Origin of the sequence: Streptomyces rubiginosohelvolus, assembly GCF_014649875.1 — a bacterium.
Lineage (GTDB): Bacteria > Actinomycetota > Actinomycetes > Streptomycetales > Streptomycetaceae > Streptomyces > Streptomyces rubiginosohelvolus.
The window spans coordinates 1-20630 of the sequence record NZ_BMTW01000013.1; the positions used below are offsets into that span (position 1 = coordinate 1).

Here is a 20630-nt window from a genome sequence, read left to right on the forward strand (position 1 = left end):
TTGCGGCGCAGCATGGTGGTGGTGTCGCGGGCGGCGAGGGTGAGGGAGCTCATCGGGCGTTCTCCTTGGGCTGGTTGGGCTGGGCGGGTACGGACGCGGGGGCGGTGGCCGAGTCGGTGAGGGCGAAGAAAACGTCGTCCAGGTCGGGTGTGTGGACGGTGAGTTCGTCCGCCTCGACACCGGCGGTGTCCAACCGGTCGAGGATGGAGCGCAGTTCGCGCTGACTGCCGTCGCTGGGGATGCGGAGCGACAGTGCCTCCTCGTCGAGGGCGGCCCCGGTCAGCGTGGCGGCGGCGGAGCGATAGGCATCCGGGTCGGTGAAGCGGAGCTTGACGTGTCCGCCGGGGACGATCCGCTTGAGTTCTTCGGCGGTGCCCTCGGCGGCGATCTTTCCGTTGTTGAGGACGGCGATGCGGTCGGCGAGTTCGTCGGCCTCTTCCAGGTACTGGGTGGTCAGGAAGACCGTCACACCGTCGGCGACCAGGCCGCGGATGATGCCCCACATGGTGTGGCGGGAGCGGGGGTCGAGCCCGGTGGTCGGCTCGTCGAGGAAGATGATGCGGGGCCCGCCGACCAGGGTCATGGCGATGTCGAGGCGACGCTTCATGCCCCCGGAGTAGGTCGAGGCGGGCTTCTTCGCCGCCTCCACCAGGTCGAAGCGTTCGAGGAGTTCGGCGGTGACGCGTCGTCCTTCGGCCTTGGGCAGGTGGTGGAGGTCGGCCATGAGGAGCATGTTCTCCTCGCCGGTGATCAGCCCGTCGACGGCGGAGAACTGCCCGGTGACGCCGATCGAGGCGCGGATCGCCTGCGCCTCGGTGGCGAGGTCGTGACCGCCGACGCGGATCTCGCCGGAGTCGGCGCCGGGTGAGACGAGGGTGGAGAGGATCTTGACGGCGGTGGTCTTGCCCGCGCCGTTCGGGCCCAGTAGAGCGAAGACGGTGCCTGCCGGGACGGTCAGGTCGATACCGTCCAGGACGGTCTTGTCGCCGTACGACTTGCGCAGCCCGTTCGCCGCGATGGCCGGATGGGTCATGATCGTTGCTCCTTGAAGGGGTCGGTCGAAGGGGCCGGGGTCAGAGGCTGCGGGCGGTGATGTCGCCGAGGCCCGTGGTGGCGCGGATGGTGAGTTCGGCGGTGCCGTTGTTCTTCAGTGCGTTGCTGACGCGGCCGAGGGCGGTCTCGGCGTCCAGTGCGGCCGAGACGCCGGCCGCGGCGGTGACCGAGATGTCGCCGGACTGGGTGCGCAGTACGGCCGTGCCGTGCGCGGCTTCGGCGATCCGGATGTCGCCCCGGGTGGTGCTGATGTCCGCGGGACCGCCCAGCCGGCCGATCTCGACGTCGCCCTCGATCGCGGTGAGGCGGACACCGGCCGCCTCGTCGATCTTGATCCGGCGGTAGCCGCCGTCGAAGGTCACCTCGCCGAGGCGTCCGACGGCGCGGAGTTCGGCGGCGTCCGAGCGCGCCTCGACGTGGGAACCGGCGGGCAGTTGGACGGTCACCTCGACGGAGCCGGAGGTGCCGAGGAGCCGGTTGCCGGCCGCCTGTGCCGTGACGCGCAGGACGCCCTCATCGTGGGTGACCTCGACCAGCTCGGCGGCCTTCACGTCCCGGCTCCGGGAGGCGTCGGTGGGCCGGACCTCGACCGTGGCGTCGGCCCGGTCGGCGGCGATGAACTGGATGCGTCCGGCGGGGATGTCGAGGACGGCGGTGACGGGGGCGGTGGTGGCGAACTTCTGCATCGTGCTCTCCCTGAGCTCGTTGTTTCCGATGAGGGAAAAGCTACGTTGCATTTACAGATCACTCAACATGCTTGTTGCGATGAATGCGAGTTATTGCAGCTCAGGGTGGCAATTTCGTTGCAATGCTCCTCTGGCTTAACGCAACGTCAGACGGTGTTGCGTTGCAATGAAGTGAAACTGAACGCTATAGTCGGGGCTCCGTGGACCATGAAGGAGAACAAGGAGAACCGCGATGCCGGGAGGCAGGCTCACTCAGCAGGAACGTCAGCAGATCGCGCTGGGGCTGGCCGACGGCCTCGCCTACGCGGAGATCGCCAGACGCCTGGACCGTCCGACCTCGACGATCACGCGCGAGGTGATGCGCAACGGCGGCCCGACCGGCTACCGCGCCGATCTGGCCCACCGCGCCACCGAGCGCCGTGCGCACCGCCGGAAGCCGTCCGCCCCCCGCGAGCAGCAGGCGTCGGCGCAGCCCTACGGGCGCGACGCCGAGGCCGTGCGTGAGTTCGAGGAGGTGTATGCCGTCGCGATGATGGCGTCGGGCATGCCGTTGATGATGGGCCGGGTGCTGGCCTGCCTCACCATCTCCGACTCCGGCAGCCTCACCGCGCAGGAGCTCGCCCAGCGCCTCCAGGTCAGCCCGGCGTCCATCTCCAAGGCGATCGCGTTCCTCGACAGCCAGGGCATGGTTCGCCGGGAGCGCGACGAGCGCCGCCGCGAGCGCTACATCGTCGACGACGAGATCTGGTACCAGGCGATGATGGTCAGCGTGCGGTCCACCGCCCAGCTCGTCGAGACCACCCGGCAGGGCGTCGACGTGCTCGGTGCCGGCACTCCGGCCGCCGCCCGTCTGGAGGGCGTCGCCCGCTTCCTCGACTTCGTCTCCGAGGGGATGGCCCGCGCTGCGGAGCAGGCCCGCGACGTTCTCCGTACGTCGTCGGGTCCGCAGGACGCGGCCGACCTGAAGCCGGACCGCGGGTAGGCGGCCCCGGCAGGGTCGCCTACCCGCGGTCCGGTTCGCTGCTCAGCCGTGGGCCGGCTGGGCGCCCCTCTCCTGCGTGGCGCCCTCTTCCTGCTGGGCGCTCTTGTCCGGGTGGGTGGTACGGGACGTGTCCGTGCGGGCGGTGCGGGGCGGCGTGTCCGGGCGGGTCGTGCGGGACGGCGGCTGCGGTGTGCGGTCCGCGTCCGGCGATGCCGCCGGTGTCTGCGTACGGGTCCGGGCGAGGAAGCGGATCAGCGTCCGGATCTCGAACTGGAACACCTCGACCCCGTCCGTCGAATGCAGCTCCACGATCAGCTGCGTACGGCCGCAGGGCCAGACGCGGACCGCGCCGCGCTCGATCGGCGTGCGCAGGCCGCGTTCCAGGAGGTCGCGGCCGAACGCCCAGTCGGTGCCGTCGGGCAGTCCTATGTGGACGGTGCGCCGCTCGTCGGCCGGGTCGTAGCGCAGGTCGACGGGGACCGGGCGGGTGAGGGGGCCATCGGTGATGAGCCGGGCGCGTGCGTGTTCTTCGATCACAGGGGACATAGGCCGGCTCCTCCTATATGTGTAGCTCTGCCCTCTAATGTCCCATATTTCGCAGGAGCGGCTCGGTGAGCGCGGATGTCCTCGTTCTGCCCTCGCTCTGCTCTTGCGCACAGTTCGCAAGAGAGCACTATTATTGATGGGTTCATGACCCCGCCCGCGGGTCCGTGCCCGCGCGGACGCGGACACCGTGCGGAACCGCAGAAAGCGGAGTCTCTGTCATGCATGTACCCGATGGATTCATCGACGCACCTGTCTCCGTCGCCGCCGGGGTGTTCGCGGTCGGCGCGGTCGCCGTCAGCCTGCGGGGTGCGCGCCGTGAGCTTGACGAGCGCACCGCCCCGCTCGCCGGTCTGGTGGCCGCCTTCATCTTCGCCGTGCAGATGCTCAACTTCCCGGTGGCCGCCGGTACCAGCGGCCACCTGATGGGAGGGGCACTGGCCGCGATCCTTGTCGGGCCCTACACGGCCGTGCTCTGCCTGTCCGTGGTGCTGTTGCTCCAGGGCATCTTCTTCGCGGACGGAGGCCTCACCGCGCTCGGTGTGAACATCACCGTCATGGGCGTGGTCACCGTCGTCGTCGCGTACGCGGTGTTCCGCCTGCTCACCGGCCTCCTGCCGCGCACCCGCCGGTCCGCGACCGCCTCGGCGTTCGTCGCCGCGCTCGTCTCCGTGCCGACGTCGGCCGCCGCCTTCACGCTCCTCTACTGGATCGGCGGCACCACCGACATCCCGATCGGCAAGGTCTTCACGGCCATGGTCGGCGTCCACGTCCTGATCGGCATCGGTGAAGCGGTCATCACGGCCCTGACGGTGGGCGCGGTTCTGGCCGTACGCCCCGACCTCGTCCACGGTGTCAGTGGAGTCGCCGCCCCGCTCAAGCTCCGGGTCGACGGCGAACTGGTCGACGCGCCCGCCGCCACCCGCGACCCCGAGCCGGCTCCCGCGCGCCGGTCGACCCGAGGTTTCTGGATCACCGGGCTGGTCTCGGCGTTCCTCCTCGCCGGGTTCGTCTCCTTCTACGCCTCCGCCAACCCGGACGGCCTGGAGCGGGTCGCGAGCGACCAGGGCTTCGACGAGAAGGTGGAGGAGCACGGCGCGGCCGACTCCCCGCTCGCCGATTACGGCGTCGGCGACATCGAGAACGCCCGGCTCTCCGGCGGCCTCGCCGGGGTGATCGGCGTCAGCGCCACCGTCGTCGTGGGCACCGGGGTGTTCTGGGTGGTCCGCCGCCGGAAGGAAGAGCCCGGCGAAGCACCCCGCGACCGCGACCACGAGAACGCCTGACATGGGTGCGGGCCACGCCCACACGCTCTACCGGCACGGACACTCGCCGGTCCACGGGCTGCCCCCGCACTGCAAACTCGTCGCCGTCTTCTGCTTCGTGCTCGTGGTCGTCTGCACCCCGCGCGAGGCGATGTGGGCCTTCGGCCTGTACGCGGCGCTGCTCGCCGGCGTCGCCGCCGTGGCCCGGATCCCTGCCGGCTTCCTGCTGAAACGGCTCGTCGTCGAGGTGCCGTTCGTCGCGTTCGCCCTGCTCATGCCGTTCGTGGTGCCGGGCGAGCAGACGGCCGTCCTCGGCGTCTCCGTCAGCGTCCCCGGCCTCTGGGGCGCGTGGAACGTGCTGGCCAAGGCCACCCTCGGCGTCGCCGCCTCGGTGCTCCTGGCCTCCACCACCGAACTGCGCGCCGTTCTGCTCGGCCTCCAGCGTCTGAAGCTGCCGCCGCTGCTCGTGCAGATCGCCTCGTTCATGATCCGGTACGGGGACGTCGTCACCGACGAGATGCGGCGCATGGCGATCGCCCGCCGCTCCCGGGGCTTCGAGGCGCGCGGCGTACAGCAGTGGCGGGTGCTCGCCGCCTCGGCGGGGGCCCTGTTCATCCGCTCCTACGAACGCGGCGAACGCGTCCACCTCGCCATGGTGAGCCGGGGGTACGCGGGCACGATGCCGGTGATCGACGAGGTGACGGCGGACCGGACGCAATGGGCGTACGCGGCGACGCTCCCCGTGCTCGCGCTCGCGGTCTGTCTGCTGGGATGGACCCTGTGACCGTTTCCCCGAACTCCCCGAACTCCCCGGATTCCCCGGACTCCCCGAAGGACGCAGAGGCCGTCGCCCCGTCGCTCGAAGTCAGCGGCCTTGCCTACGCCTACCCCGACGGCCACCAGGCCCTCTTCGGGGTGAACCTGACCGTCGGACGCGGCGAACGCGTCGCGCTCCTCGGCCCCAACGGCGCGGGCAAGACCACGCTCGTCCTGCACCTCAACGGCATCCTGGAGGCGGGCTCCGGCACGGTCCGCGTCGCCGGGCTCCCGGTCGCCAAGCGGAATCTGGCCGAGATCCGCCGCCGGGTCGGCATCGTGTTCCAGGACCCGGACGACCAGCTGTTCATGCCCACGGTCCGCGAGGACGTCGCCTTCGGGCCCGCCTCCGCCGGGCTGCGCGGACCGGAGCTGGAGGAACGCATCCTGCGGGCGTTGAAGCAGGTCGGCATGGAGGAGTACGCGGCCCGCCCGCCGCACCACCTCTCCTTCGGGCAGCGTCGCCGGGTCGCCGTGGCCACCGTCCTCGCGATGGACCCGGAGATCCTCGTCCTGGACGAACCCTCGTCCAACCTGGACCCGGCCTCCCGCCGTGAACTGGCCGATATTCTGCGGTCCTTGGACATCACGGTGCTGATGGTCACCCACGATCTGCCGTACGCCCTGGAGCTCTGCCCGCGCGCGGTCATCCTCAGCGAGGGCGTCATCGCCGCCGACGACCGTACGCAGGACCTCCTGCGGGACGAGGAGCTGATGCGCTCCCACCGGCTGGAGCTGCCGTTCGGCTTCGACCCGGGAGCCGTCGACATTCCGGCACCGTAAACAGATGGTGACAGCCCGGTGGTGACGGAGACCCGCTCCCCGAACACCCCGCCGGGACGTGCACCATGGGGGGATGAGCGGGAGCGCGGGAGTGAGCACGACGGGTACGGGCGCGGGAGCGGAAGCGGAATCCGGCACGGGGGCAGCCGTGACCGCGAGCGCGGACAGGGCCGTGGACGTGCGGGGCACGGTGGCCCCCGGGTACGAACCGGTCGCGGACGCCTTCGTCCGCAACTTCGAGCAGCGCGGCGAGCGGGGCGCGGCCGTCGCCGTCTACCGCCACGGGCGCAAGGTCGTCGACCTCTGGGCCGGTACGAGAGACGTGGACGGCACCGAACCGTGGGCCGTCGACACCGTCCAGATCGTCCGCTCGGCCGGCAAGGGCATCGCCGCCGCCGTCCCGCTCCTCCTCCACCAGCGCGGGCAGGTGGACCTGGACGCCCCGGTCTCCACCTACTGGCCGGAGTTCAAGGCGGCCGGCAAGGAACGCGTCCTCGTCCGCGACCTCCTCGCCCACCGGGCCGGGGTCCCGGCCCTGGACCGCACCCTCACCCCCGCCGAGGCCGCCGACGGGGTCTCCGGACCGGCGGCCGTGGCGGCGCAGCACCCGCAGTGGGAGCCCGGCACCGACCACGGCTACCACGCGCAGACCTACAGCTGGCTGATCGGCGAACTGGTCCGCCGCGCCACGGGCCGCACCATCGGCCGCTGGATCGCCGAGGAGATCGCCCGCCCGCTCGGCCTCGACTTCTGGTTCGGGCTCCCCGCCGACGAGGCCCACCGCATCGGCCGTATCGGCCCCGTGGAGCCCCCGGCCGCGGCCGGCGCGTCGGGCGCCCTGCGCGTACGACCCAAACGCTCCGTCGTCGAGGCGTACAACGACCCGGAGTCGCTGACCCGGCGGGCGTTCGGCGCGATCGACCCGTTCCCCGACGAGAACGACCCCGCCTACCGCGCGGCCGAACTCCCCGCCTCGGGCGGCATCGCGACCGCCCGGGGCCTGGCCCGCTGCTACGCCGCGATGATCGGCCCCGTCGACGGCCACCGCCGCCTGTTCGCCCCCGCCACGCTCACCCTGGCCCGCACGGAGGAGTCGGCGGGCCCGGACCGGGTCCTGGTCGTCAACACCCGTTTCGGGCTCGGCTACATGCTGCACGGCCCGGCCTCCCCGCTGCTGGGCCCTGGCTCGTTCGGCCACCCGGGCCGCGGCGGCTCCCTCGGCTTCGCCGACCCCGAGTCCGGCATCGCGCTCGGCTACGTCACCAACGGCCTCCAGAAGGGAGTCACCGCCGACCCCCGTGCCCAGGCGCTGGTCAGAGCAGTACGGTCAGCCCTATGACACCTGTGACACCTGCCCGCTTCGCCGGCTACAGCATTCTGATCACCGCCGCAGGCCAGGGCATCGGCGCGGCAACGGCCCACCGCCTGGCGGCGGAAGGGGCCTCGGTCCTCGTCACGGATCTGGACGCGCAGCGCGCGTCCGACACGGCGGCGGCGATACGCGAGGCGGGCGGCACCGCCGACTCACTGGCCTGCGACGTGGCCGACCGGACGGCGGTGGAGGCGGCGGTGGCGTACGCGGTCGAGACCTTCGGCCGGCTCGACGTCCTGGTCAACAACGCGTACGCGGCGAGCGAGGACGCCGAGCTCTTCGAGGACGTGCCGGACGAGCAGTGGGAACGCGACCTGGACATCACGCTCTCCGGCCCGTTCCGCTGCGCCCGCGCCGCCCTGCCGCACCTGGTCGCCTCGGGCCGGGGCGCGATCGTCACCATCGGCTCGGTCAACGGTGAACAGGACTTCGGCGGCCACGCGTACAGCGCCGCGAAGGCGGGCCTGGCCAGCCTGACCCGCACACTGGCGGGCCACGCCGGACCGCGCGGGGTACGGGTCAACCTGGTCGCCCCCGGCACGATCCGCACCGACGCCTGGGCGGGCCGCGACGCGGAGTTGGCCCGGGCGGCGGCCCTCTACCCGCTGGGCCGGATCGGCACCCCCGAGGACATCGCCTCGGCCGTGGCCTTCCTCGCCTCGTCCGACGCGTCGTGGATCACCGGGACGACGCTGCGCGTGGACGGCGGGATCCTCGCGGTGAACACGGGCTTCCGGCAGGCGATGGCGCAGCAGCCGTAAACTCCCTGGCCGAGCACCATCCCGGCGGCCTAACCTGCGCGGATGATCGACCACGGACACACCGACAGAACCGGCCGCCCCGTCACCCTCCACGAGGTGGACGCGGACAACTGGCGGGCGGTCGCCGACTGCGCCCCGCGCGACGACCAGCGCGACTGGGTCCCGGCTCTGGCCGCCCGCTACCTCGTCCTGAGCAGCCGCGAGGACACCTGGAACTCCCTGGCGGTCGTCGCGGGCGACGAGGTGACCGGCCACATCATGTGGGCCCGGGACGAGGACGGTTCGCACTGGATCGGCGGCATGCTGATCGACGCCGCCCACCAGGGCACGGGCATCGGCCGCGCAGCCGTACACACCCTGGCGGGCTGGCTGTCGGCCCGCGAGCCCGGCACCGCCGTACGCCTCTCGTACGCCCCGGAGAACAAGGCGGCCGCGCACCTGTACACCGCGCTCGGCTTCCGGCCGACGGGGGTGGAGGAGGACGGGGAGATCGTGGCGGAGCTGCGGTGAGACCTCATCTACACTCCCGGGCATGTTCAAGTCAGGAGTGGGGTTCCTCGCCTTGTTCGGTCTCGGCTGGTGGCTGCTGGCCACCAGCGCTCTCGACGGTGCGGCCCGGCTGATCGCGGTAGGCGCTGGGTGCTTGGTCACCGTGGGGCTGATGCTCGCCGCACGCCGTCTCCTTCCCGCGTCGGCAGGTGCACCCTTCCCGGCCGACCGCCGCCGGCGGTTCAACCAGATCAACGGTCTCCAGTGGCTCGTGATCATCGTCATCGCCGTGGTGTGCTCGCGTGCGGGGGTGCCCGTACTCGTTCCCCCGCTCGTCGCCCTGGTCGTCGGGCTGCATTTCCTCCCGCTCGCCGCCGTGTTCGGCCAGCCCCGGCTGCGGGTGCCGGCCGCCCTGCTGGTGGTGGCCGGACTGGCGGGCGCGGCCGTGTGGCTGGCGGACGGCCCGGACCATGCCGTCCGCTTCACCGTGGGCCTCGTCTCCGCTCTCTGCCTGTGGGGGACGGCCCTGTGGACCGTGGCCGGGACGGCTTCCGCCGCCGGTCGTGGTGTCACCGGGTGAGGCGGGCGACCGACACCCGCTGCTCTACGTCGCCGGGCCCAGCATCATCAGCATCTGCGGGTCGGGCACGGGGGTGAACCCGACCTTGGCGTACAGCTCGTGGGCGTCGAGCGTGGCGAGCAGGGTCCGCTTGAGTGCGTACGGGGCGAGGTGGTCGCGTACGGCGGTCGCCAGGCGTACGCCGAGGCCCCGGCCGCGGTGCGCGGGGTCCACGTAGACGTCACAGAGCCAGGCGAAGGTGGCGTGGTCCGTGACGACCCGGGCGTAGGCGACCTGCGTTCCCTCGCCTTCGTACACACCGAAGTTGAGCGACCCGCGCATCGACCGCTCGACGAGATCCCGGCTGCGGCCGAGCGCCCAGAAGGCGTCGGTGGAGAGCCAGTGGTGTACGAGGTCGAGGTCGATGCGGTCCGGATCGGTGTCGATCTCGTACGCGTCCTCGCCGGGCCGGCCGCTGGTGTCGGTGGAGGTGGTCATGGGCCGGGATGGTAGTCGCGCAACGGAGCCCCCGCCGTTGGTGCGGGTGGACGTCGTCGTCCGTGACGCCCGACACCGCGGATAAATCGGATGGCGGGGGCGGGCATCGCGCGGCAGGATGCCCCGCATGACCTTGCCCACCCCCGAGTTGCGCACCGAGCGCCTGCGCCTGCGGCCGTTCACCGACGCCGACGCGGCGCCGCTCTACGCGCTCCAGAGCGACGCCCACGTGCTGCGGTACTGGGACTCCCCGCCGTGGACCGATCCGGCCCGCTTCCGGACCTTCCTCGCGACCTGCCGGAGGATCGAGGAGGAGGGCTCGGGGGCGCGGCTGGCGGTCGAACGCGTCTCCGACGGCGCGTTCATCGGCTGGTGCGGCCTGTTCGGCTGGAACCCGGACTTCCGCAGCGCGTCACTGTGCTACGTCTTCGACGCGGCCACGTGGGGCAACGGCTACGGCACGGAGACCGCGCGGGCCGTTCTGCGATGGGGGTACGACACCCTGGACCTGAACCGCGTCCAGGCCGAGACCGACACCCGTAACGTGGGGTCCGCCCGGCTTTTGGAAAAGCTCGGCTTCGTGCGCGAGGGCACCCTGCGCGAGGACTGCATCGTCAACGGCGACGTCTCCGACTCCTGGGTCTTCGGCCTGCTCCGCCGTGACTGGGAAGCGACGGCCGAGAGCCGGTGACCGTGCCCAACGCATTGGCCGCTGGCGAGATCCCGCAACGCCTGGTGGCCTCGTACGCCACGGGCTTCGGCGAGGAAGGCAGAGCCTGGATCGCCGGACTGCCCGCTCTCGCTGCGGACTTACTGGAACGCTGGCAGCTGCGGCGGGACGGTGGGGTCCTGTCCGGCCAGGCTTCCTTGGTGCTGCCGGTCCTGCGCCCCGACGGCACGCGCGCGGTTCTCAAGCTCCAGCTGCCCCGGGAGGAGACCGCCGCCGCCCTGATCGGGCTCCGCGCCTGGAACGGCGACGGAATGGTCCGGCTGCTCGATCACGACCCCGCGAGCAGCAGCATGCTCCTGGAACGGCTCGACGGAGCCCGCACCCTGGCGTCGATCGACGATGACGACGTGGCGATGGGCATCCTCGCCGACCTGCACGCGCGGCTGGTCGCGGTCCCCGCGCCGCAGGGTCTGCGCGGCCTCGGTGACGTCGCCGCCGCGATGCTGGAGCAGGTCCCGCAGGCGGTCGCTCGGTTGAACGACCCGGCCGACCGGGATCTGCTGCGGGGCTGGGCATCGGCCGTCGCCGAACTGGCCGACGAGCCCGGAGACCGGTTGCTGCACTGGGATCTCCACTACGACAACGTCCTTGCCGCGCAGCGTGAGCCGTGGATCGCCATCGATCCCGAACCGCTCGTCGGTGATCCGGGGTTCGACCTGTGGCCCGCCCTGGACAGCCGGTGGGACGACGTCGTCGCGCAGGGCGAGCCGCTGCGTGTGGTGCGACGCCGGTTCGACCTGCTGACAGACACTCTCGGCCTGGACCGCGCACGGGCCGCCGGCTGGACGCTGGGGCGGCTGCTGCAGAACGCCCTGTGGGACATCGAGGACGGTGAGCCGCGGCTCGCCCCGTCCGCCGTCGTCATCGCGGAGGCCCTGCGCACGCGGTGATCTCGGCTCGTGCGGACCCGGTAAGACTGCTCATGCGGCGGCGGCCTGCGCGTATGCGGCGCGGGTCTCCCGGCAGTCGCGGCAATGGCCGGGATCGGGTGAGCGGAAGGCCCGGTCGCAGTCCTCGCAGGTCTGGAAGGGCGTGACGGCGAAGCGGGGGCGGGGGCGATCCAGCGCCGCGAGGGCGTCGACTCCGGGTGGTGCGGGTGGGAGCAGCTCGGTGAGCCGGTGGGCGAGGAGTTTGGCCGGGTGCTTGAGTGGGTGCGGCGGGTCGTCGGTGAGGGCACGCCGGATGGCGTCGGGGCGGGCCGCGCGTTCGAGCCAGGCCGCAACTCCGGGGACGAGTCGGCGGACGTCGTCCTCGGACAGGAAGAACTGGGGCGCGTGGCGGTGCAGATCGCTGAGGAAGGCGGTGGCCGCGTGGTCGAGCTCCGGGGTGAGGTCGCTGGGCTGGGGGAGCGGCCGGCGAGGCGCCTTGGGCGCGGTCGGGGGCGGTACGCGGGGCATGAAGAGCGGGGCTGACGGAGCGGGCGGGGCCACCGGTACCTCCGGCGCGGCCATCGGATGGCCTGCGGGTGCGGGCGCGGGTTCCTGCATGGGCACCGGTGCGGGCGCAGGCTCCTGCACGGGCGCCGGTACGGGCGCGGGCGTCGGCTCAGGCTTTGCGGGCTGCGGTGGTACCTCGGCCGGCCGGCGGGGGTGCAGCAGCGCGGCGGGCCGGTTGCAGAAGACGGTGCGGGTGATGATCCGGCCGCTCGGCAGCCGCTCGCGGACGCGTCGCAGGTAGCCGTGGGCTTCGAGTTCGTGCAGGGCGGCGGCGATGCGCTTCTCGCCTTCCCGGCAGTGGGCCGCGAGCGCCTTGATGCCCACCTTCGCCCCCTGGGGCAGGGACTGGATGCGTACGGCGATCCCGACGGCGGTGCAGCTGAGGTCGGGGTGCTGGGCGAGGTGGTTGCCGACGACGGTGAAGCGGTCGTTGTGCGGGATGATGATGTGGATGACGCCGGAGGTGGGGAGAGGTCCGGGAACCTCCGCCAGGGCGCGGGTGAGGGCAGTACTCTGCTGGGTATCCATCGGGAAGGCTGAATCTTCCTAGGTGGCCAGGCCCTCGGTTGGGATTGCAGTCCCGGTCGGGGGCCGACGTATGTGTGGGATGTGGTCTGGCGTGAGCATATGCCGGGCAACCCGCCCGAAAGCGAGCTGAGTTGGGAAATGTCACCCGTGTGAGTGACGAAGCCACGAAAGCCCCCCCGGGATCCGTCAGGTGGCCACCGGGGTGGGGTCGGGTGGGGTTCTTTCTCGTGTTTCTTTAGGTAGTTGATGTCGCGCCGCAGGGGGTCGCGGTGGAGTGCGATCCGGTGGGGGCTTACGAGGGGCGTACCGGATCGCAGTGGGGCGCGATCCGGCGAGAGGCAGCACCTCTGACCTGGAGATAGGTGTCCGATAAACACATCTGGGGTTCCGCATAACGATGACGTCACCGTTGCCGCATCTTCACTTACCGGCACGGAAAAGGTGACCTGCATCACTAAAGATCAGGTAAAGCGCGTGGTACAAATACCCAACTTCGCCGCCGAAAGCACCGCCGCGGCGTAGTAGCCGGGACCGCCCCGGAAGCAGGCCAGAGCGACCTTCGCCGTCGTCCACTCCGTGGGACAACACCGGTCGCCGACCGGACAACGACGTTCGCTCATTCCTCAGGAATCGTCCCCCCATCGCACATCGAACGGCCAGGACTCCCCACCGGTCCACCGCTCCAGCGTCATCGAGGTAGCCAACGTGTCACTCGACTCCATCACCGAGAACATCGATGAATCCGTCAGCGGGTTCTTCGAGCCCATAGCCACCTGGCTGGGCGACATCGTCTTCTACTCCGTCACCATCGCCGGGGCGGACGTCCCGCTCATCGTCACCTGGCTGGCGCTGGCCGGCCTGGTCTTCACGGGCTGGTTCGGCTTCGTCCAGGTGCGCAAGTTCCGGCTCGCCGTGGACGTGGTGCGCGGCAAGTACGACGACAAGGACTCGGCGGGCGAGGTCAACCACTTCCAGGCCCTGACCGCCGCCGTCTCCGGCACGGTCGGCCTCGGCAACATCGCCGGTGTCGCGGTAGCCGTCTCCATCGGCGGCGCCGGAGCCACCTTCTGGATGATCCTCTGCGGCCTCCTCGGCATGGCCACCAAGTTCGTCGAGGTCACCCTCGGCGTGAAGTACCGCGAGGTCCACGCCGACGGCACGGTCTCCGGCGGGCCGATGCACTACCTGCCCAAGGGCCTCGCCGAACGCTTCGGTAAGAACGGCAAGACCCTCGGCAAGGTCCTCGCCGTCCTCGCCTCGATCATGATCCTGTTCTTCGGGCTCTTCGGCGGCAACCTGTTCCAGGTCAACCAGTCCTACGCCCAGCTCGTCTCCGTAACCGGCGGCGAGGACGGTGCGATGGGCTCCTCCGGCGGTGCGCTCTTCTTCGGCATCCTGGTCGCCGCGCTCGTCGGCATCGTCCTGCTCGGCGGCATCCGCTCGATCGCCTCGGTCACCAGCCGCCTGGTCCCCGCGATGGCGGGCATCTACGTCGCCGGCTGCCTCGTCGTCATCCTCGTCAACGTCACCGCCGTCCCCGCTGCGATCGGCGAGATCATCGAGCAGGCGTTCAACCCCCAGGGCGTCGCGGGCGGTGTGCTCGGCGCACTGATCATCGGCTTCCAGCGCGCCGCGTTCTCCAACGAGGCCGGCATCGGCTCCGCGCCGATCGCCCACTCCGCGGTCAAGACCAAGCACCCCGCCAGCGAGGGCCTGGTCGCCCTGCTGGAGCCGTTCATCGACACGGTCATCATCTGCACCATGACCGCGCTGACCATCGTCATCGCCAACCCCGCCAGCTGGGGCGAGGCCCGCGACGGCGAGTCCATCGGCGGCGTGACGATCACCTCGGACGCGTTCGAGACCGTGCTGCCCTGGTTCCCGTACATCCTCACCATCGCGGTGATGCTCTTCGCGATCTCCACGGTGCTCACCTGGGGCTACTACGGCCTCAAGGCCTGGACGCACCTCTTCGGGCGCAGCCGCACGAGCGAGACGGTCTACAAGTCCCTCTACACCTTGTTCGCCGTCGCCGGGTCCCTGCTCACGCTGGAGACCCTCATCAGCCTGGCCGACGCGGTGCTCTTCACCCTCGCCGTCGTCAACATCATCGGCCTGTACCTCCTCGCCCCCGTGGTCAAGCGCGAGCTGGACAGCTTCCTCGACTACGTGCGGGTCCGGAAGGCAGGCGGCTCCGCCGAGACCGGCGGGGACACGGACGACGAGACGACGAAGGCGACCGTCTGACCCGAACAGCTCCGGATGCCCCTCGCCCTGCCTGTACGGAGGGCGAGGGGCATCTGCCGTGGAACGCCCCCCCCGGTACATCGAGGAGCCCGCGCAATCGACGATCACCGTACGAGGCTGATCTCCGCCCACACCGTCTTGCGCGGGACCGGCCCGGGGACGATGCCCCAGTGGTCCGCCAGCGCCTCGACGATGAGCAGGCCGCGCCCGGCCTCCGCGTCGTCCCCGGGCGGCTTCACGGCCCCGGGGCCGGGCGGGACGCTGTCACCGCGTGTGTCCGTAACCTCGATCCGCAGCGTGCCGCTCCGGACGGTGAGGCCGAGTTGGAAGTCCCGGCCCTTCACGCGGCCGTGGACGGTGGCGTTGGCCGCCAGCTCGGCGACGATGTGCGAGGCCGACTCCGACGGGAGCCCCCACGCGCCGAGATGGGCCGTGGTCAGCAGCCGGGCGAGCCGGGCTCCTCGGCGGGTGGGGGAGAGCAGCACGGTGAACGCGCGTTCGGTGGGCGTGTGGTGGGTGCGAGCGACTTCCTGGTTCATGTCACTCAGCGTGGCCGCCCCGGCGTACCTTTCCCAGTGATGCGGCCGTTGCGTACGGTGACTGTCCGGCGCTTGTCCGGCGCTTGTCCGGAGTTGTCCGGGCTGTCGGCGGTGACGTGCGGGGAACGGAAGCGGTTGATGCAGGAACGGCACGCACGTCGGAAGCGGGGGCTCGCATGAGCATGGTCGAGGACGGTACGGGGCGCGGCAACGACGCGGTGGACGAGCCCGGTTGGGAGGTCGACCCGGACGACGAGTCGGGAGCGGCGGTCGTCGCGGCGGTGGGCCGCCAGATCAAGACCTGGCGCGAGGCGGCGGGGCTGCGGGCGGGCGAGCTGGGGTCGTTGCTGGGGTACGGCGAGGACCTGATCTACAAGGTGGAGGGCGGAAGCCGCATCCCGCGCCCGGAGTTCATGGACGCGGTGGATGTGGCGGTGGGGGCGGGCGGGAAGCTTGCGGCGATGAAGCCGGATGTCGCGGAGGTGCGGTATCCGAAGAAGATCCGTGAGCTGGCGAAGCTGGAGGCTGCCGCCGTGGAGGTTATGGCTTACGGCAACGGCAGTGTCCACGGCCTGTTGCAGACGGCCGATTACGCGCGAGCGCTGTTCTCGATGCGCCAGCCTGCCTACCCGCCGGAGGAGATCGAACGTGGAGTGGCCGCGCGTATGGCTCGGCAGGCCATCTTCGAGCGGTCGCCTGCCCCGACGCTCGGATTCGTCCTGGAAGAGGTGGTGCTCCGGCGTCCGCTCGGAGGCAAGATGGTGTTACGTCGCCAGCTGGAACACCTCTTGTCGGTAAGCGAGTTGCGCAACGTCACGGTTCAGGTGATGCCGATGGACCTGGAGGAGCACGCGGGAATCGATGGGGAGATCCAGGTGCTGAAGTTCAAGGACGGCTCGGCGGTAGGGCGGTCCGAGGGGGCGTTCGGCGGGCGGCCGGTCTCCGATCCGAAGCAGGTCCGAATCCTTGATTTGCGGTGTGGCATGATCCGGGCCCAGGCCCTCACTCCTCGGGAGTCGACGGCCTTCATCGAGCACGTGCTGGGAGAGACATGATGGGCAAGCCGCTTGCTGGGAGCGCCTCCGAGCTGCGCTGGTTCAAGAGCAGCTACAGCGACAGCAGTAACGGCAGCGAGTGCGTCGAGGTCGCGGCGGCCTCCGACGCCGTTCACGTACGCGACTCCAAGAACACGCAGGGCCCCCGCCTCGCCCTCGCCCCCACCGCATGGGCGGCCTTCGTGCCGTACGCGGGCGGCGGTGGCGACGGAGGCCGCTGAACCCGGCCTCAACTCGTGTGCAGCATCAGGCCGATGCCCACCACCATCAGCCCCGCCGCCGCGATCCTCGGAGCCCCGAAGCGCTCCTTGAAGAACAGCGTGCCGATCGCCGCGCCCACGATGATCGACGACTCGCGCAGCGCCGCGATCGGGGCGAGCGGGGCCCTCGTCTGGGCCCAGAGCACCAGCCCGTACGCGACCACCGAAAGGGCCGCGCCTAGCAGTCCCCGTACGGCGAACGGACGCAGCTGGGAGGCCAGTTCGGTGCGGCGGCGGTAGTACGCGTACGCCGGGATCGCCAGGCCCTCCAGGATCATCAGCCACGCGACGTAACCGAGCGGGGTGCCGGAGGCCCGTACACCCACGCCGTCCACCGTCGTGTACCCCGCGATTGCCAGGCCCGTGCCGAGGGCCGCCAAGATCGCCGGCCAGTGCGGGCGCTTCCCGGAACCCCGGATGCCCCACAGGGCCAGGCCGACCAGGCCGGCCGAGGCCACCGCCACGCCCGCCGTGGCCCAGGCGTCCGGGCGCTCGCCGACGAACACCGCCGCCAGGACCGTCACCACCAGCGGGGCCGTGCCCCGGGCGATCGGATACATCTGGCCGAAGTCGCCCAGCGTGAACGAGCGCATCAGCAGCAGCATGTACGCGACGTGCAGCGCGGCCGAGACCAGGAGGTACGGCCAGGCGCCCGCCGCCGGGAACGGGGCGAACAGCGCCATCGCCGCGCCGATCAGCAGGCCGCCGCCGGAGATCAGCGTGAAGGAGAGCAGCTGGTCCTTGATCGCGTGGGCGATGGCGTTCCAACTGGCGTGCGTGACGGCGGCTATGAGGACCGCGAGGGCGACCAGCGGGGTCACTTGGCGGGCTCGCGCACATCCGCGACGGTCGCGCCCGCGTGGGCGATCAGCGTTTTCGGGTCGAGCGGGAACACCGTGTGCGGGGTGCCCGCCGCCGCCCACACCACCGCGTGGTCCAGGAGGCGCCGGTCGGCCAGGACGCGGGTCTTCGTGGCGTGCCCGAAGGGGGGTACGCCTCCGATCGCGTAGCCCGTCGTCTCGCGGACCAGGTCCGCGTTCGCCCGAGCCACCTTCTGCGCGCCGAGTTCGCGGCGTACCAGCTCAAGGTCCACCCGGGACGACCCGTCCATCAGGACCAGCACCGGCACGCCGTCCGCCGTGAAGACCAGCGACTTGACGATCTCGCTCAGCTCGCAGCCGACCGCCGCCGCGGCCTCGGCGGCGGTCCTGGTCGCGTCGGGGAAGCGGCGCACCTCGACCTGGAGGCCCAGCCCGGCCAGCGCCTCCGCGAACCGGGGGTGGGCATGGGAGGCAGGGGTGGACGAGGCGGTTTCTGTGGGTTCGGGTGTGCTCATGGCTGCACGCTAGCGGTCCGTGCACGATGCACGCGAGGGGGTTCCGGAGCGTGGGCTGACCGGGCGGTTGCGAGCCCGCAGCGTGCCGCGACCTGCTCGGGCAGTGGGGCCGCGAAACCCGGGTGCCCCGGGGCGGCGGCGCTTCTACGCTCACCTCATGGACATGGGGGAGCGGGATGCGTACCTGCTGAACGTGGTCGACGTCGAGGCGACCTGCTGGGAGGGGCAGCCGCCGCCCGGTCAGGTGAGCGAGATCATCGAGATCGGCCTCACGGTCGTCGACCTGAGGGCGGGTGAACGCCTGGCCAAGCACCGGTTGCTGGTCCGGCCCGCGCGCTCGAAAGTCAGCCCGTTCTGCGCGGAGCTGACCGGCCTGACGCAGGCGGAGGTGGACGGCGGCCTGCCGTTCGCCGGGGCCTGCCGGGTGCTGGCGGCCGAGCACCGCACGGGGCTGCTGCCGTGGGCGAGTTGGGGCGACTACGATCGTAACCAGTTCACCCGCCAGTGCCGGGAGACGGGCACGGAATACCCCTTCGGGCAGCGCCACACGAACGCCAAGGTCGCCTTCACCACTGCGTACGGCCTGCGCCGCCGCCCCGGCATGGCTCAGGCCCTGGAGACGGCCGGCCTCCCGCTGGAGGGCCGCCACCACCGGGGCGACGACGACGCGTGGAACATCGCCGCGCTGGTGCTGGATCTGGCGGGGCGGGGAGACTGGACGGCGGGGTAGGGGCCTCGGGTCGGGGCCAGCCGCTGACGCGCAGAGGTCGGGGCGGGCGCGGCGGCCCGTGCGGGTCAGCCACCCGTGCGGGCATCTGCGGCCGCGGCCGCCCACCCACGCCGACTGCGGCCTCAGCCGCCCGCCTTCAGCACCTCCGCCACGACCGGGCCCGCCGCGTCGCCGCCGTGGCCGCCGGTCTGGACGACCGCCGCGGCCGCGAGGTCGTTGCTGAAGCCGGTGAACCAGGCGTTCGAGGTGTCCTGCCCGTCGACCTCCGCCGAACCGGTCTTCGCGCCCTTGTCGCCGCCGACGCCCGCCATGGCCTTCGCGCCCGTGCCCCAGGCGGCCGTGGCACGCATCATCGTGTTCAGCTGCTGGGTAGCGGACGGCGACAGCGAACGCGAGGCCGTCGCCAACTCCCGGTCGTCCAGGGACTGCGGGACGATGACGGGCTGGCGGAAGGTACCGGTGCGGGCCGTCGCGGTGATGGACGCCATGTTGAGGACGTTCATCTGGACCGTGCCCTGCCCGATGTACTGGGCGGCCGCCTCGCCGCCCACCTCCTCCGGCACGCTGCCGTCCGTGGTGACGACGCCCGTCTTCCAGTCCAGGCCGATCCCGAAGACGTCCTTGGCGATCTTGGGGAGCGCGGCGTCGTCCTTCGTGTCGTCGATCAGCTTGATGAAGGCGGTGTTGCAGGACTTGGCGAAGCTCTGCGTGAAGGTGGAACCGTCCGGCAGATCGAAGTGCTTCAGGTTATGGAACGAATTGCCCTGGTACATCACGTCCTTGGGGCACTCCGTCGCCCCGTTCGCCGTGACGAGGCCCTTCTCCAGCAGCAGCGCCGCCGTCATGATCTTCAGCGTCGAGCCGGGCGCCTGCTTGCCCTGGAGCGCCACGTTGAACTCGGTCACCGGGTTGTTGGCCACCGCGCGGATCGCCCCCGTCGACGGCTTCACCGCGACCACCGACGCCTGGGCGAACTTCTTCACCGCCCGCTCGGCCGCCGCCTGCGCGTTCGCGTCCAGTGTCGTCTGCACCTTGCCCGGCTTGCCCTTGGCCAGGGTCAGCAGGTTGACGTCCGGCTGGGACGCGTCGGCGGGCTCGATCCAGGTCTCGATACCGGCCGAACCGCCCGAGGTCTCCCCGTACTTCTGGCGCAGGGTGTCCAGGATCGGCCCCAGCGAGGGGTACTTCTCCTTCGTCAGCACCGTGCCGTTGCGGTCGACGGCCTCGATCGCCGGTGTCGAGGACTCGCCCGTCTTCAGCGTCGCGCCCTCCGCCAACTGCGGGTGTACGACGGTCGGGTCCCAGTCGACGAGGGCCTTCCCGGTCGTCAGACCGCGGACGACGGTCAACTCCGAGGCGTAAGAGATGGGCTTGGACGTCCCCTCGTACGCGACGGTGGCCTTGACCGTGTACGGGACCTTCGTGCCGACGGGCGGGCCCGGGGTGATCTTCACCTTGCCGATGTGGGCGTCCTCGCCGTACGAGGCGAGCACCGGTTTCGCGCCCGCCTCGTTGTTGGTCAGGACGGCCGCCGCCGACGCGTTCCCGGCCGCCCACGCGTCGAAGAAGTCCTTCGACGTCTCTGCTATCTCCTCCGCGCTCGGCGGCCCCGTCTTCACCTTCGACGACTGGGACTGGCTCTGCGTGCCGCCGTCCCCGCCGCCGGTGTCCCCGAGCATGCTGTACGCCCCGAAACCGATCCCGCCGGCCACCAGCACGAACGCTCCGCCGATGACGGCGACCTTCGCTCCACTGCGCATCTCGCAGTCCCCCTCCCCAGGAGACCCCCTGAACATGTTCAAGGGGCAACTGTGAGGAACCCTAAGGGGCTGTGGCGGGCGGTGAGGGGGTTGTTACCGGACCGGAATGCTTGGCTGGAAAGCGCTCTCCGGCGTGGTCTGTGTGGGCTGGGGCCGTTGCGGGAAGACTGGCCGGGAATGCGTGGGGGCATGCGCGGGGGAA

At 71.2% G+C, this 20630-nt stretch carries 23 protein-coding genes; 14 read left to right on the plus strand and 9 right to left on the minus strand.

The annotated features are described in order from the left end of the window. Window positions 1-49 precede the first annotated feature (49 nt). Together IE134_RS24995 and IE134_RS25000 are read right to left on the minus strand one after the other, a co-directional pair. The gene (locus tag IE134_RS24995) at window positions 50-1033 is read right to left on the minus strand and encodes an ATP-binding cassette domain-containing protein (protein WP_189431799.1); all 984 of its coding nucleotides are present in this window, start codon (window positions 1031-1033) and stop codon (window positions 50-52) included. A gap of 40 nt (window positions 1034-1073) precedes the next feature. Next, on the minus strand, window positions 1074-1739 hold the full coding sequence (locus tag IE134_RS25000) for a DUF4097 family beta strand repeat-containing protein (RefSeq protein ID WP_098894911.1): 666 nt from the start codon (window positions 1737-1739) through the stop codon (window positions 1074-1076). A gap of 232 nt (window positions 1740-1971) precedes the next feature. On the opposite strand from IE134_RS25000, the gene IE134_RS25005 reads away from it, so the two are divergent. Then, on the plus strand, window positions 1972-2721 hold the full coding sequence (locus IE134_RS25005) for a GbsR/MarR family transcriptional regulator (RefSeq protein WP_030710588.1): 750 nt from the start codon (window positions 1972-1974) through the stop codon (window positions 2719-2721). A gap of 42 nt (window positions 2722-2763) precedes the next feature. Here IE134_RS25005 and IE134_RS25010 read toward each other — a convergent pair whose 3' ends face one another. Continuing rightward, the gene (locus IE134_RS25010) at window positions 2764-3267 is read right to left on the minus strand and encodes an SsgA family sporulation/cell division regulator (protein ID WP_030710585.1); all 504 of its coding nucleotides are present in this window, start codon (window positions 3265-3267) and stop codon (window positions 2764-2766) included. Between the two features lie 218 nt (window positions 3268-3485). Between IE134_RS25010 and IE134_RS25015 the strand changes: the two genes are divergently transcribed. The 7 genes from IE134_RS25015 to IE134_RS25045 all read left to right on the plus strand — a co-directional run bounded on the left by IE134_RS25015 (window position 3486) and on the right by IE134_RS25045 (window position 9330). Next, on the plus strand, window positions 3486-4550 hold the full coding sequence (locus IE134_RS25015; protein ID WP_098894912.1) for an energy-coupling factor ABC transporter permease: 1065 nt from the start codon (window positions 3486-3488) through the stop codon (window positions 4548-4550). Window position 4551: 1 nt separating this feature from the next. After that, complete coding sequence (gene cbiQ / locus IE134_RS25020; RefSeq protein ID WP_030710581.1) at window positions 4552-5313, plus strand: cobalt ECF transporter T component CbiQ; 762 nt, start codon at window positions 4552-4554, stop codon at window positions 5311-5313. Beyond that, entirely contained in the window at window positions 5301-6128 is an 828-nt protein-coding gene (locus IE134_RS25025) for an energy-coupling factor ABC transporter ATP-binding protein (protein WP_189431801.1), read from the plus strand. The genes cbiQ and IE134_RS25025 overlap by 13 nt, the downstream gene beginning before the upstream one ends. A gap of 172 nt (window positions 6129-6300) precedes the next feature. Beyond that, on the plus strand, window positions 6301-7467 hold the full coding sequence (locus IE134_RS25030) for a serine hydrolase domain-containing protein (protein WP_030710577.1): 1167 nt from the start codon (window positions 6301-6303) through the stop codon (window positions 7465-7467). Continuing rightward, the gene (locus tag IE134_RS25035; RefSeq protein ID WP_189431803.1) at window positions 7464-8261 is read left to right on the plus strand and encodes an SDR family NAD(P)-dependent oxidoreductase; all 798 of its coding nucleotides are present in this window, start codon (window positions 7464-7466) and stop codon (window positions 8259-8261) included. The genes IE134_RS25030 and IE134_RS25035 overlap by 4 nt, the downstream gene beginning before the upstream one ends. A 42-nt stretch (window positions 8262-8303) precedes the next feature. After that, window positions 8304-8771, plus strand: coding sequence for a GNAT family N-acetyltransferase (locus tag IE134_RS25040; protein ID WP_189431805.1), 468 nt, complete (start codon window positions 8304-8306; stop codon window positions 8769-8771). Window positions 8772-8793: 22 nt separating this feature from the next. After that, complete coding sequence (locus IE134_RS25045) at window positions 8794-9330, plus strand: hypothetical protein (protein ID WP_098019683.1); 537 nt, start codon at window positions 8794-8796, stop codon at window positions 9328-9330. A 24-nt stretch (window positions 9331-9354) separates the two neighbouring features. Here the strand turns inward: IE134_RS25045 and IE134_RS25050 are convergent, their stop codons facing one another. Beyond that, window positions 9355-9807: a GNAT family N-acetyltransferase gene (locus IE134_RS25050; RefSeq protein WP_030710569.1), complete on the minus strand. Its 453-nt coding sequence runs from the start codon at window positions 9805-9807 to the stop codon at window positions 9355-9357. A gap of 127 nt (window positions 9808-9934) precedes the next feature. Here IE134_RS25050 and IE134_RS25055 point away from each other — a divergent pair, with 127 nt between their 5' ends. Continuing rightward, complete coding sequence (locus IE134_RS25055) at window positions 9935-10498, plus strand: GNAT family N-acetyltransferase (protein WP_098019682.1); 564 nt, start codon at window positions 9935-9937, stop codon at window positions 10496-10498. A gap of 14 nt (window positions 10499-10512) precedes the next feature. Continuing rightward, window positions 10513-11427: an APH(6)-I family aminoglycoside O-phosphotransferase gene (locus tag IE134_RS25060; protein ID WP_189431895.1), complete on the plus strand. Its 915-nt coding sequence runs from the start codon at window positions 10513-10515 to the stop codon at window positions 11425-11427. Between the two features lie 30 nt (window positions 11428-11457). Here the strand turns inward: IE134_RS25060 and IE134_RS25065 are convergent, their stop codons facing one another. Continuing rightward, window positions 11458-12501 carry a hypothetical protein gene (locus tag IE134_RS25065; RefSeq protein ID WP_189431807.1) on the minus strand — a complete coding sequence of 348 codons (1044 nt, stop codon included), beginning with the start codon at window positions 12499-12501 and terminating at the stop codon, window positions 11458-11460. Window positions 12502-13206: 705 nt separating this feature from the next. Here IE134_RS25065 and IE134_RS25070 point away from each other — a divergent pair. After that, complete coding sequence (locus IE134_RS25070; protein ID WP_098019680.1) at window positions 13207-14748, plus strand: alanine/glycine:cation symporter family protein; 1542 nt, start codon at window positions 13207-13209, stop codon at window positions 14746-14748. Between the two features lie 104 nt (window positions 14749-14852). Here the strand turns inward: IE134_RS25070 and IE134_RS25075 are convergent, their stop codons facing one another. Then, window positions 14853-15287 carry an ATP-binding protein gene (locus tag IE134_RS25075; protein WP_189431809.1) on the minus strand — a complete coding sequence of 145 codons (435 nt, stop codon included), beginning with the start codon at window positions 15285-15287 and terminating at the stop codon, window positions 14853-14855. Window positions 15288-15463: 176 nt separating this feature from the next. Here IE134_RS25075 and IE134_RS25080 point away from each other — a divergent pair, with 176 nt between their 5' ends. Continuing rightward, window positions 15464-16342 (plus strand): helix-turn-helix domain-containing protein, encoded by an 879-nt coding sequence (locus IE134_RS25080; RefSeq protein WP_098019678.1) that lies wholly within the window; start codon window positions 15464-15466, stop codon window positions 16340-16342. Next, complete coding sequence (locus IE134_RS25085) at window positions 16339-16563, plus strand: DUF397 domain-containing protein (RefSeq protein WP_189431811.1); 225 nt, start codon at window positions 16339-16341, stop codon at window positions 16561-16563. The genes IE134_RS25080 and IE134_RS25085 overlap by 4 nt, the downstream gene beginning before the upstream one ends. Before the next feature lie 8 nt (window positions 16564-16571). Here the strand turns inward: IE134_RS25085 and IE134_RS25090 are convergent, their stop codons facing one another. Next, window positions 16572-17423, minus strand: coding sequence for an EamA family transporter (locus tag IE134_RS25090; RefSeq protein ID WP_189431813.1), 852 nt, complete (start codon window positions 17421-17423; stop codon window positions 16572-16574). Next, the gene (locus IE134_RS25095; protein ID WP_189431815.1) at window positions 17420-17938 is read right to left on the minus strand and encodes a YbaK/EbsC family protein; all 519 of its coding nucleotides are present in this window, start codon (window positions 17936-17938) and stop codon (window positions 17420-17422) included. Before IE134_RS25095 ends, IE134_RS25090 begins: the two co-directional genes overlap by 4 nt. Before the next feature lie 157 nt (window positions 17939-18095). Here IE134_RS25095 and IE134_RS25100 point away from each other — a divergent pair, with 157 nt between their 5' ends. Beyond that, window positions 18096-18668, plus strand: coding sequence for a 3'-5' exonuclease (locus tag IE134_RS25100; RefSeq protein ID WP_030710549.1), 573 nt, complete (start codon window positions 18096-18098; stop codon window positions 18666-18668). Between the two features lie 122 nt (window positions 18669-18790). Here IE134_RS25100 and IE134_RS25105 read toward each other — a convergent pair whose 3' ends face one another. Further along, on the minus strand, window positions 18791-20428 hold the full coding sequence (locus IE134_RS25105; protein WP_189431817.1) for a penicillin-binding transpeptidase domain-containing protein: 1638 nt from the start codon (window positions 20426-20428) through the stop codon (window positions 18791-18793). Window positions 20429-20630: the final 202 nt, after the last annotated feature.